This window comes from Frankia sp. CgMI4, assembly GCF_001756285.1.
GTDB lineage: Bacteria > Actinomycetota > Actinomycetes > Frankiales > Frankiaceae > Frankia > Frankia casuarinae.
Window position 1 is genome coordinate 40,205 of sequence record NZ_MAQZ01000061.1, and the last position, 12,458, is coordinate 52,662.

Consider the following 12,458-nt stretch of genomic DNA (forward strand, 5'->3'; position numbering starts at 1 on the left):
ACAGCGCCACCAACGTGACAGCGCCACCAAAGGCAGTGCCGCCGGGGACAGGGACGCTCGAGGACCAGCCGTGCTACGACCACTGAACGACACCGACCCGCGGGTGATGGGGCCCTATCGCCTRCACAATCGCATCGGCGCCGGCGGCATGGRCGTTGKTTACCTGGGATTCGGACCGGACGACCAGCCCGTCGCGGTGAAGGTGCCGCACGAGGTGCATGCCAGTGACCCCGAGTTCCGTGCCCGCTTCCGTTCCGAGGTCTCGGCTGCCCGGCATGTGCGAGCCGACACCGTCGCCCGGGTGATCAGGGCCGAGGTGGACGGGCCGAAGCCCTGGCTCGCGACCGAATACGTGGCGGGCCCCACCCTGCGCGCCGCCGTCCAGGAGGGCGGCCCGCTCACGGGCCGCCCTCTGGATGGGCTCGCGATCGGTCTCGCCGCGGCCCTCGAGGCGATCCACGCCGCCAGCGTGGTGCATCGCGACCTCAAACCGGCGAACATCGTGATGTCCTGGGCCGGTCCCAAGGTCATCGACTTCGGGGTGGCCCGGTCGGCCGACTACACCGGCTACACCCAGGCGGGCGAACTCGTCGGGACCGTGGTCTGGATGGCCCCCGAGCAGATCAACGGCCAGCAGGCGGGATCGGCCGCGGACGTCTTCGCCTGGGGATGCTGCGTGGTCTTCGCCGCGACCGGGCGGCGGCCCTTCCGCGGCGAGGCGCCGGAGATCGTGGCGCTGCACATCAGCTCGACCGAGCCGGAGCTCGACGGCGTGCCCGAGCGGCTGCTCGGTCCCGTTCGTCAGGCCCTGACGAAGAACCCCGGGCACCGGCCCTCCGCCGGCGAGCTCGTCCGCCTGCTCACCCAGCGGCTCTCCCCCGAGGAGACGGCCGACGCCAGCAACGACGTCCCCCCGGTCACGGGTGCGGAACCGAACCGCGAGCAGACCCGGCCGACCCCGAATCCCGGCCCGCCGGCAACCCCTCCCCCCACACCCTCACCCGTCCCGACGCCGTCATTCCCCGCAGTCGGGCCCGCGCATCCGTCACGGCCATCCCCGTCCTCGTCACGGCCATCGGTCCTGACCGCGCTGCTCGCCCTGACCGGTCTGGCCGCCACGGTCGGGGTCTGGGCCGCCGAAACCGAGCGGACCGGCCATGCCGTCGTGGGGCCGGTGGCCGCCGCGATAATCGGCCTCATCTGCGGGCAAATGATCTTCCTGAGCGACCGGCGGATCGGTGTCCTGACGACCGTGGCCGCGGCGGTGAGCGGGTCGGGGATCGGTCTGCTGCTCGCGCGCGTCCTGGATGTTGACGAGCCGAATCGCGTGCTGCTGTCGGTCGCCGGCGCCCTGATCGTCGCCACGGCCTTCGCGGGCGCCATGGCGCCGTCCCGGCCGGCCCCGGGGGATCGGCCTGGAACCGACGGACCGGGTGAGCCGGTGGGGTCACACCGGCTCCTGGAACCGACCCACCCGGTATCCCGTACGAACACCGGTGGGGAAGCCGGCACGGACGCCGCCGGGGCGACCCTGCGCCTGCACGGCGCCGCGGCCCCCGGCCAGCACCTCGTGCCGGAACGCCCCGACCCGTCCTGACCGACCCAACCCCGGCCCAGCCCGGGGTCACCCGACCCGACCCCGGCGAGCGGGCTGCTCGGCAGCGTCTCGATATTTCTGTCCACCTGGGAAGCTGTCCTGCGACAATGGAGGAAGCCAAGGGGGTGTCGTGGCTACCGTTCCGGTAGGCAACCGTATGGTGGCGGGCCGATACCGACTCGTCGCGCGGCTGGGTGCGGGTGCGATGGGGACGGTGTGGCGTGCCTTCGACTCCGTGCTGGAGACCGAGGCGGCCCTCAAGGAGATCGAGTTCGCCGGCGGAGTCGCCGAGGCCGAACGCGCAGACCGGGTCGAACGCGCCCTGCGGGAGGCGCGCCATGCGGCCAAGCTTCGCGGCCATCCGCATGTCGTCACCATCCTCGACGTGCTCCTGGAAAACGGCCTGCCCTGGATCGTGATGGAGCTCGTGCCGTCCCGGTCCCTGTTCGAGGTGGTCCGGTCCGACGGGCCCCTGCCCGTTGCCGAGGTCGCCCGGATCGGGACCGCGGTGCTCGATGCCCTCGTCGCGGCACGGGCGCATGGCATCGTTCACCGTGACGTCAAGCCGTCGAACGTCCTGATCGGGACCGATGGACGGGTCGTGCTCACCGACTTCGGCATCGCCACCGGCGAYGGCGACCCGACCCTCACCGTCACCGGTGTCCTCGGGACCCCCCTCTACATGGCGCCGGAGCGGCTGAACAACCAGCCCGCCACCTTCGAGGCGGACCTGTTCAGCCTGGGCGGCACGCTGTACTTCGCCGTCGAGGGCCGGCCGCCGTTCGAGCGGGACACGTTCGGCGCGATGCTCGCGGCCATCCTGCTGCAGCCGCCCGCCCAGGCGCACCGGGCCGGCGAGCTGGCCGCGGTGCTCGACGGCCTGTTGGAGAAGGACCCCGGCCGGCGGATGACCCCGGCCCGGGCGCACGAGCTGCTCGCCCGGGCGGCCCAGGCCGATCCGCCGCGTCGGGCGGCCCACGTTGACGAGCTGTCCTGGCATCCAGGGCCCACCGCCAGAGCGGCGCCCAGCCAGGTGCCCGGCCAGGCGCCCAGCCAGGTGCCCGGCCAGGCGCCCAGCCAGGTGCCCGGCCAGGCGCCCAGCGGACACGTCGATCCCGGCGCGCCGCAGACCGGCCGTCCTGCCGCCCCGACGGAGCTCACCGCGGTGGAGCAGGACGGCGCGGTCCTGCTCCGATGGGAACCATCGACCACGCAGGGCGCCTCCTACCGGGTGTCGCGTGTTCTTGTCGACCCCACGGCCCCCGGCGGCCGCCGCGAACGCAGCCTGGGCATCACCACGGCCACCGAGCTGTTCGACGCCGGCGTGCCCAGGGGCGTCCCGCACTGGCACGAGGTGGTCACCACGGTGTCCGGCGAATCCGGCCAGCTGCGGTCCGTACCGGTCCGCACCCCGACCCGCACGCTCTTCCCGCCCGTCACGGCGCTGCGGGCGAGCATGATCGACGACGCGGTCGCGCTGTCCTGGCGACCGGTTCCGGGGCAGGGCTGCATCGTCATCGAACGGACCTTCGCCGAGACCTCCCCGCTGTCGGGCGCGAAGCGCCGGTTCCGCGGATCCGACGGCTATTTCCTCGACCAGGACACCGCACCCGGCGCGATCTACCGCTACCAGGTGTGGGTCGCCGGAGCGGACGCCTCGGATAGTCTCGTCGCCCCGTCGGGTGCCGCGGAGGTACTGGTGCGGGTCGTCGCACGGCCGCGCGCGGTGGTGGATCTGGAGGCCCGTTCCACCCTGGGCGGCACCGTCCTGCGCTGGACGACCGTGCCCGGAGCGATCGTGCGGATCTACGTGACCGAGGTTCCCGAGCAGGCCGGGCTGGTCGGTACCGGCCCGTTCGGCCCRGCCGACCACGAGGTGGGCGTGGGGTCGCTGGAGGGCCGGGCCCGTCTTGTCGGGGAGAGCCGCCGCGGACGTCTCGTCGACCGCAATCCCGCCGGCGTGGTGGTGTACACGCCGGTCACCATCACCGAGGACCGCGCGGTGATCGGCGCGGCCGTCACCCATCACGCTCCGTAAACAGGCCCCGGTCGTGACCTGAACGCCCATCCCGAGCGGAGTGGCCGCGGGTCCGGATGCCAGCATGGGTCACCGTGGAAAGTCCAGACAACATCGCCGACAGCACCGGCACAATCGACAGCATCGGCACCACCGGCCCAACCGACCGCACCAGTCCGAGCCACACCGGCCCAAGCCACACCGGCCCAAGCCACACCGGCCCAAGCCACACCGGCCCAAGCCACACCGGCCCAAGCCACACCGATCAGGACGGTTCCGCGCCGCTGCCGGCCTACGGCTACCGTGACATCGACCCGGACACGGCCCGCCGGGCGAGCCGCTTCTACTGGGACGATGCCGCGGCGGACTACCAGTCGGAGCACGGCGCGTTCCTCGGCGACAGCGACTTCTGCTGGTGCCCGGAGGGACTGCGGRAGTCCGAGATCGGGTTGCTCGGCGACGTCGCCGGCAAGGTGGTCCTGGAAGTCGGCTGCGGCGGCGCGCAGTGCGCCCGCTGGCTGCGCGGGCAGGGCGCCCGGGTGGTGGGATTCGACCTGTCCGGCGGACAGCTGGACCAGGCCCGCGCGCTCGGGATCCGCACCGGTATCGATGTGCCGCTCGTCCAGGCGGACGCCACGGCGCTCCCGTTCGCGGCCGCCAGCGTGGACGTGGCCTGCTCGGCGTTCGGCGCGGTCCCGTTCGTCGCCGACAGTGGCACCGTGATGCGGGAGATCGCCCGGGTGCTGCGGCCGGGCGGCCGCTGGGTGTTCTCCACGACCCATCCGTTCGTCTGGTGCCTGCCGGATGACCCGGACGAGAACGGCCTGCGGGTCTTCCACAGCTACTTCGACCGACGCGCCTACACCGAGCATGACGAGCAGGGCAGCGCGATCTACACCGAGACGCACCGCACAATGGGCGACCGGGTCCGCGAGATCGTCGCCGCGGGATTGATCCTGCTCGACGTCATCGAGCCGGAATGGCCTCCTGGCCAGGAGCGGGCCTGGGGGCAATGGGGACCGATCCGGGGCGGATACGTCCCCTCCACCTCGATCTTCGTAACCCAGCTCCCTTCCGGGGCCTCGGGTGCCGATCAGCATGGATGCGGCGCGTACCAGGCCACCGACTCAACGCCGCGACGGGCTGACACACTATGCGAACAACGCCCCAGGGTGCGGTGAGACGGCCCGATCCCCCCCGTTATGGTGAGCCCCGGATTCGCCGTTAGGGGCAGACCGTGTATCACGCTCACTCCACACCCGGAGATGCCACGTTCAGGCGACGCGGCAATCCGGCCGTCCGCACGTGCGCGGGCGTGGTCATGACAGCGGCGCTGGGGCTCGTGGCCGGGTGCTCCTCCAGCGGCGGCGACACCGCCTCGTTCACTCCGGCGCCACGGGCTACCCGGATCGCGCCTGYCGTCGCGGCTGATCCGTTGCCACCGTTGAGCAAGTTCATCACCCAGCCGGACGGCAGCCAGGTGACGACGGTCAGCGCTGACTACCTGTTCGACTCGAACAGCAGTGAGCTCCGGAGGGAGGCCGTGACCGCGTTGGGGCAGATTCTGCCGTCGATCCGTGAACACCCCGGCCACATCGCGGTCATCGGGTACAGCGATGGGCTGGGTCGGACCGAGGACAACCTGCGGCTGTCGCAGGATCGCGCCAAGGCGGTCGAGTCGTGGCTTGCTACTCAGGGCATCCCCGGCTCGGTGCTGGAGGTCGAGGGCAAGGGCGAGGAAGGCGCGCAGGACGGCGTCGCCGACGCGAGCCGGYGCCGAGTGGAGATCGTGCTGCGATGACGAGCAATGTTCCCGTCGCTGTTCCCGTCGCTCCCACGGTGGCGGCCGAGGATGCCACCGAGGACGATCTGATGGTTGCCGGGCCGCGGCGACGGGCCCGGCGCAGGCGGCTCGCCGGTCTGGTCGCGGCGACGCTGCTCGCGACGCCGATGCTCACCGCCTGCAACACCGGCGGTCTGCTGGGCAGGGCCGACGCCTCCGCTCCGTTGGACTGCACCCGATACCAGGAGAAGGCCCCGGACAACGGCGCACCCCTGCTACTGATCCTTCTCGACCTGTCCGACAACTCGCCCGAGACGGCCGGGCGGGTGACCGCCCGGACCCAGCCCTATCTCGACACCGCGCTGAAGAACGGCGAGTACATCCGGCTGGTCGCCAGCGGCGGCGGCCCGATGACCTACTCGGACTGCTTCCACGGTGACCGGATGTTCCAGATCACTCGGAACAACGACCGACRCGAGGAGAAGGACCGGCTCGCCGCGTCGAAGGTGCTCAGTCAGGAGATCGACCACATCGTCCAAACCGAGCGGGTCAGCCCGAAGGGCAGCGTGACGGGCCTGCTCGCCGGCATCRACGACGAGATCAACGCCGTCCGTTCCACGCCCGATGTGAAGGTCAACGAGGTGACCGTGCTGGTCTGGACGGACCTCCTGGGGACCGGCCAGGACTMCGACTGCCTCAACGTCGACGGTAAGAAGGCCTCCGTGTCGATCGCCGAGGCACTGGTCAAACGGTGCTTCGAGACGCGGCAGATCACCTCCGTCGGAAACGACAGGGTGCGTTTCATCGGCGTCAACGAGGGATCAGCGGACCGCCCGCAGCAGGACCTCGCCCGTTACCTCAAGGGCGAGCTGTGCCGACGGATCAGCAGTGACTGCAGCTAGGACGGCCCCGCCCCGGCCGGACACCCGGCGTCATCATCCTCATGCCCCCGACCAGCCCGGCCCCATCGAAAGCGGCACTGCACTGACCACTCTCACCGCCACCTCAAGTCCGGCCGCGACCGTCGCCGGAGCACCCGAGATCCCGGAACACCCCGTCCGCATCCGCCGCGGCGCGCACCACGCCGACACGTCCGAGCCACTGATGATCGCGACAGCACCGGTGGAAACCCACGCAAGGAGGCGACCCATGGGTGTTCTTCACGAGCCCGAGGAGCAGCATTTCAGCCCGGCCCTCATGCGCTCGACGGTCGTGATCACCAGCTGTCTGCTCATGCTCGCGGTGCTGGAGATCTGGGTCTGGCTGACCCTGTCGTCGCCGTTCGCGAAGGTCTCCGTCACCGGCTCGATGATCGTGACCGCGCTCAGCTTCTTCATCACCGGGAACACCTTCCGACTGCGCGACATCCGCCGCCGTGTGGGCAACCAGGCCCGGGCCGGCCGGATCGCCCCGATCGACGCRCTGTCCAGGCTGCCGCCGCGGGAGACCATCCAGCGACGGTTCCTGCTGGGGGCCGTCGGTGCGGTCGTCGGGGTCGGCACGCTCGTACTGACCATGGTCTTCTCCGGTGACGAGGCCCAGGGTGCGCGCGAGGCGATGGTCGCCTCGGTGCTCGGCATCGTCTGCGCCATGCTCTGCTTCGTCGGCGGCACCTTCGCCCGTCCGATCGACTGACCGGCCGACCACGCCAACCACACCGACCAGCAGCCGACGAGGCCGACAGCTCCGTGGAACCTCTCGTCGAATGTCCCGTCGAACCCGTCCGGTCGAACCCGGAAGGACCGAGATCGGAAAGTAGGAACCTCCAAGGTGCTGCGTAGGGGAAACCAGCCAGGGCGTCTGGCCAAGCAGCTCATCCGCCGGGTGGGAGACGCCGACATTGCGCTGGYGGGCGCCGAGACCCGCCCGAAGGTCCTCAAGAGCCTCGAGGACGCGGAGGTCCAGGAGGTCCGCGCCGCGGTCCGGGCCGACGGACGGACCCTGGAAGAGCTGATCGCCGAGCTCCGGATGGAGATCGACTCCCGGGCCGAACGCCGAGAGCGGCGGACCGAGCTGATCAAGAACAAGGTCGAGCAGGGCCGGCTGTGGCGCAGCGTCGGGGTGCAGGAACGCATCCCGCAGATGGCACTGGCGGGCCCGGCCCGGGCCGCGGTGCTGACGGTGCTCGCGGCGCTGGACTTCTACGTCTTCGCCCAGTCCTACGCCGTCCTCGCCGATGTCGGCGGGTACGGGCCCGAATGGTGGCTGGGCGGCCTGCTGGGGGTCGCCGTGTTCATCGCCGGGGTGGCGCTCGCCCACGGCATCAAGGCGTCGATCCTCGCACGGGCCCAGAAGCAGATGCTCGCCGACGCCGACGCGGGCCGGTTCAAGATCGATCCGGAGATCCGCGAGCAGCTGGTGGAGTCGAAGTCGTCGCCGCTGGCCTTGACCCTCACCACCGCGATCTTCCTGCTGCTGTCCATCGCCGGAGTGCTGGTGCGCACCCAGGGATCGGCCAGCGAGAGCACCGGCGGCGCGGTGATCGTGTTCCAGGCGTTGATCCCGCTGGTCGCCGTCGCGGTCGAGCTCTACCTGCACGACCCGACGGAACGGGACGAGCCGATGCCCAACATCGTCGACCGTCGGCTCGAACGGCGGCTGGCCAAGGCCGAACGGCGGCTGCGCATCGTCGCGGCCCAGGTCGAGGCGAAGGTCTCCAGGATCGAGAAGCTCTACCGGGTCGAGGAGGCCATCCTTGACGTGGAGCAGAAGGACATGGGCCTGCGGCACACCACCGACCTCGTCCTCGGCGGTGGCCACATCCCGACCGTCCCGACGAACGGCCGGGTCGCCGAGGTGGACCGCGAGCAGTTGGAGAAGACCCTCAAGATGGCCCGTCGATCCTGATCCGGCTGACGGGTACCGATCCGGCTGACGGGTACCATATGAGACCGCCATCGAAGAGCACGCCGCCCGCGTGCCGGCCCCACAACCGGGGGTGACAATATTCCCATGCTTTCGGAYGACGGCCTTTCGGATGACGGCCTTTCGGATGACGGCCTTTCRGATGACGACGTAGACGAGATCGTCTTCAAGGCCGCGGGAAACGGCGACCATCGCGGCGCGGCGGCCACTCTGGAGGCCCTGGCCGAACGGAGCGAGACGCACAGCGAACGCGTCACCCGGGCATCCCTGCTGGTCGACGCGGGCAGCCAGTACGGGCTCGCGGACGACTGGGACGAGGCGATCCGCTGCTACCGGGCGGCGGTGGCGGACGGCGGCAAGTGCCCGGTCGATCCCCGCGTCTGGCTGCATGACGGCCTGCTGCGCAACGGTCAGCAGGACGAYGCGGCCGCGCTGCGGGCCGAGCTGAAGGCGTCCCGGTCGGTCGATCCGGGCGTCTACGAGGCCGTGGCCGAGAGCCTGGAGTCAATCGGTCTGCTCACCGACGCCCACGCCTGGTTCACCATGGGCTACCACCGCTGCGAGCACGCCACGGTCCCCGACTTCATGCTCGATCTCCTGCTGGTCGGCCGGCGGCGGGTGCGCGTCGCCCTCGGTTATCCGACGGACGATCTCGACGAGGTGGCCGAGGACTACATGGAGACGGTCGGCGGCTGATGGCCCCCGGGGTGCCCGGGGAAGAGCGCGGCCGGATGCTTCGTTGTAACCAGCCGTGAGCCCGGCCCGACCTGTCCCCCTGTCCGTGTTGGATCTCGTCCCGGTGGGCACCGGYGTCCCCGCCACCGACGCGGTCCACGGGACACTCGAACTCGCCCGACATGCCGAAAGGCTCGGATACACCCGATACTGGTTGGCCGAGCATCATGGCATCCCGGGGATCGCAAGCTCGGCGACCTCGATCCTCATCGGTCAGGTCGCCGCGGCCACCACCACCCTCAGGGTGGGGTCCGGTGGGGTGATGCTGCCCAACCATGCGCCACTCGCCATCGCCGAACAGTTCGGCACGTTGGGCACCCTCTTCCCGGGACGGATCGATCTGGGTGTCGGCCGTGCTCCCGGCACCGATCCCGCGACCGCCCGGGCTCTACGCCGCACCAGCGATCTGTCAGCCATCGACGACTTCCCCGAGCAGCTCRCCGAACTGACGACCTTTCTGGCCGGGGGGAATTTCCCCGACTCGCACCCGAGGCGCGGCGTCACCGCGTTCCCGCGGGCCGAGGTACCGCCCATCTGGTTGCTGGGATCGAGTGGCTACAGCGCCCAGGTGGCCGGCATGCTCGGCCTGCCGTTCGCGTTCGCGCACCATTTCAGCTCGGTGAACACGGTGCCGGCGTTGGAGCTCTACCGGAAGTCCTTCCGTCCCTCGCCCGGCCGGGAACGACCGTATGCGATCGTCGCCGCCGCGGTGCTCTGTGCCGCCGACGACGAGCACGCGCAGTGGCTGGCCGGACCGCAGCGGCTGGCGATGCTGCGGCTGCGTAGCGGCCGCCCCGGGGTGTTCCCTTCGCCCGAGGAGGCCGCCGCCTACCCGTGGACCTCGCGGGAGCGGTCGATCGCGGAGGCCGCCACCGCCTCGCACATCGTCGGCTCCCCGGTGACGGTTCGCGCGGGGATCGACGCGCTGCTCGACGAGACGGGTGCCGACGAGGTCATGGTCGTCACCAACGTCACCCGGCTGGCGGACCGGATCCGCTCCTACGAGCTGGTGGCCGAACTCGGCGGACTGACATCGACGGGTCCGGCGGCCGCGAGCGGCCGGGGCGCAGTACCCGTTCGGTGATCCGCGCGACCAGTCCGCGCGGCAGCAGCCGGGAGGCGTTGGAGGTCAGGTAGTTCAGCCGTCCGTCGATGACGTACGGCTGGCCGCGGTCGAGGGCACGGAACGCGGTGGCGATCACCTCGTCCGTGGTCCGCAACCGGCCACCGGCGGACATCCGGGTTCCCAGCACCTCGAAGAACTCGGTGTCGGTCGGTCCGGGGCATAACGCGAGGACGCGCACCCCCCGCCGGCGGTACTCGGCCCACAGGCCGATCGAGAACGACAGGACGAAGGCCTTCGAGGCCCCGTAGACGGTCATGTACGGGACGGCCTGGAAACCCGAGGTGGAGGAGACGTTGATGACCGTGCCGCGGCCCCGGGCCACCATGCCCGGCAGGAACAGGTGCGCGACCCGTTCGACAGCCACCACGTTCAGCATCACCTCACGGTGATCCCGGTCGGCGGACAGCTCGTGGTAGGGACCGCGTGTCCCGAACCCGGYGTTGTTGACGAGGATGTCGACCTCCAGGCCCGCTTCGGCGACTGCCTCGGCGAGGCGGTCCGGACCACGCTCGTCGGCGAGGTCGACCGCGATGACGTGCGCCTCGGTGCCGTACCGGGCGCCGAGGCGCTCCGCGACCATCCACAGCCTCGGCTCGGACGGCGCCACGAGGACGAGCCGGGCTCCACGGTCCGCGTATGCCTCGGCGAACGCCGCGCCGATGCCCGAGGATGCGCCGGTGATGAGAGCGGTGCTCATCCGAAGATCCGGGTCGGCGGTCATGCTCCTCCTGCTCAGCCGGGGTTCCGCACGGGCGTCCGCGCCGGGCGCGCCGGGCACGCCACAGGGCGATGTCAGGAAACGCCATCATCGAACACCCGGAAGGAGGAGCACTCACCCGGCACTAGGCGGATTTTCCCTTAGGCGACAGATCGCTCACGCCAAGCATCGACAACCCGGCGAAAATTACTACGGAAAGTCACCATCGCCGTCAGAGTCCCTCACCCGCTCCGCTCGACTCACCCACGAAGAATGACTCCGATGCGCGTCTAATCAACTACAATTTCGCCGCTACCCGGCAACCGCGGCAGGAGGATCGTGTCCCTACGTAGTCGAATGCCGCGACATCCCGGCGCACTCGTCCTCGTCCTCCTCGCCATGAGTGCTGTTCTTGTCGCGACCCTCGGTCACGAACACCGCGGCCGCGACGGCAGCAGCGCGGCCGGGCCCAGTAGCCCGGACAGACCAGGGCCCACCAGCGCGGCCAGCCTTCCCGGCCCACCCGGCGCCCATGCACCACCCGGCGCCCATGCACCACCCGGCGCCCATGCACCACCCGGCGCCCATGCACCACACGATGAAGGGGATCCGCGGCCCGGCCCCTGGGGCCGGGCGCTGGCGGCGGGAATCCGACCCGTCCCGGCGACCCAGCCGGGCAAGCTGCGCTTTGGTCTCGGGCCGGCGCTCGACAGCGCCCTCGCCTCGCCGCTCGCCGGGAACCTGGACTTTCTCACCACCTGGTACAACGGCCCGGGCGACCTGAGCTTTCTACGGAAGTGGCGGGCGGACCTGATTCCCGAGGTCTACCGTTCCGGCCACGGCATTCATCTCGTCGTCTGGCTCGACGGCACCGGCAGCGTGGGGACCTTCCAGACCTCCCATGGCCCCGCCTGCGGCCGGGAGTACCCGTTGTCCGGCGCCTTTCTCACCGACGCCCGCGAGCTCGCCTCGATCTTCGCCGGACCCGCGAACGGCCCGGCGCTCTACGTCACGCTCTTCACCGAACTGCAGACATATCCGTGCCAGTCCAACGAGTGGGCCGCCACACCCGAGACCACGAACTACTACCGGGCTCTGCAGGACCGCTATCTGGCGACCCAGGAGATCTTCCATGCCGGGGCGCCCAACGCCCGGGTGTCGCTGGGCTGGGGCGGTTGGCAGAGCCGCTGGGACGATCCGGTGAAGGGCGGCGGCCGCTCTCTGATCACACACTTCGCGGACGTGCTGCGGGCGTCGGACTTCCAGAGCTTCCAGGCGATGGGGAACGATTCCAACGCCGCCGACGTGCGGAACATGACGAAGCTGCTGGGACAGTACGGCCCGGTCATGGTGGCGCATTTCAAGTCGGGGTCGCAGGCGGCCTGGGACGCGGACATGCACGCCCTGCTCGCCGGTGACGAGGTGCGCAAGCTCAGCCTGGACGGGCTGTTCGCCTTCAGTTTCATGGACCAGTCCAACATCAACTTCTCACCGCAGGCGCTGGCCACCGCCCGGGGGGCGGTGCAGAGCCACGGCGTCCGGTCCTCGTACTAACTGATCTCCTAGAACGATCAGTTAGTACGCGTGCGGAGAGGGTAGTCGGTTAGGACTACGAGGCAGCCGTGGCCCGCGCCCGCC

At 70.5% G+C, this 12,458-nt stretch carries 11 protein-coding genes; 10 read left to right on the forward strand and 1 reads right to left on the reverse strand.

The features are described from left to right. Positions 1-106: 106 nt before the first annotated feature. The 9 genes from Manayef4_RS09210 (at position 107) to Manayef4_RS09250 (ending at position 10,081) form a co-directional block, all read left to right on the forward strand. Positions 107-1,597 (forward strand): serine/threonine-protein kinase, encoded by a 1,491-nt coding sequence (locus Manayef4_RS09210; protein WP_256388613.1) that lies wholly within the window; start codon positions 107-109, stop codon positions 1,595-1,597. A gap of 130 nt (positions 1,598-1,727) precedes the next feature. Further along, entirely contained in the window at positions 1,728-3,635 is a 1,908-nt protein-coding gene (locus Manayef4_RS09215) for a serine/threonine-protein kinase (protein ID WP_070131315.1), read from the forward strand. Between the two features lie 56 nt (positions 3,636-3,691). After that, positions 3,692-4,795 (forward strand): class I SAM-dependent methyltransferase, encoded by a 1,104-nt coding sequence (locus Manayef4_RS09220; protein WP_070131316.1) that lies wholly within the window; start codon positions 3,692-3,694, stop codon positions 4,793-4,795. 140 nt (positions 4,796-4,935) lie between these two features. Beyond that, entirely contained in the window at positions 4,936-5,415 is a 480-nt protein-coding gene (locus Manayef4_RS09225; RefSeq protein ID WP_254665551.1) for an OmpA family protein, read from the forward strand. Beyond that, the gene (locus Manayef4_RS09230; protein ID WP_070131318.1) at positions 5,412-6,299 is read left to right on the forward strand and encodes a hypothetical protein; all 888 of its coding nucleotides are present in this window, start codon (positions 5,412-5,414) and stop codon (positions 6,297-6,299) included. Before Manayef4_RS09225 ends, Manayef4_RS09230 begins: the two co-directional genes overlap by 4 nt. 247 nt (positions 6,300-6,546) lie before the next feature. Further along, the gene (locus Manayef4_RS09235; protein WP_011434820.1) at positions 6,547-7,032 is read left to right on the forward strand and encodes a hypothetical protein; all 486 of its coding nucleotides are present in this window, start codon (positions 6,547-6,549) and stop codon (positions 7,030-7,032) included. Between the two features lie 135 nt (positions 7,033-7,167). Continuing rightward, on the forward strand, positions 7,168-8,244 hold the full coding sequence (locus tag Manayef4_RS09240; protein ID WP_070131319.1) for a hypothetical protein: 1,077 nt from the start codon (positions 7,168-7,170) through the stop codon (positions 8,242-8,244). A gap of 105 nt (positions 8,245-8,349) precedes the next feature. Next, a complete protein-coding gene (locus Manayef4_RS09245) occupies positions 8,350-8,958 on the forward strand; it encodes a hypothetical protein (protein WP_070131320.1) in 609 nt (202 codons plus the stop codon). Between the two features lie 55 nt (positions 8,959-9,013). Further along, complete coding sequence (locus Manayef4_RS09250; protein ID WP_070131321.1) at positions 9,014-10,081, forward strand: LLM class flavin-dependent oxidoreductase; 1,068 nt, start codon at positions 9,014-9,016, stop codon at positions 10,079-10,081. Here the strand turns inward: Manayef4_RS09250 and Manayef4_RS09255 are convergent. Next, positions 9,969-10,844: an SDR family oxidoreductase gene (locus Manayef4_RS09255; protein ID WP_070131350.1), complete on the reverse strand. Its 876-nt coding sequence runs from the start codon at positions 10,842-10,844 to the stop codon at positions 9,969-9,971. The two genes, Manayef4_RS09250 and Manayef4_RS09255, sit on opposite strands and share 113 nt — an antisense overlap. 315 nt (positions 10,845-11,159) lie before the next feature. Here Manayef4_RS09255 and Manayef4_RS09260 point away from each other — a divergent pair, with 315 nt between their 5' ends. Further along, the gene (locus Manayef4_RS09260) at positions 11,160-12,374 is read left to right on the forward strand and encodes a hypothetical protein (protein ID WP_254665552.1); all 1,215 of its coding nucleotides are present in this window, start codon (positions 11,160-11,162) and stop codon (positions 12,372-12,374) included. The last annotated feature ends 84 nt before the right edge of the window (positions 12,375-12,458 follow it).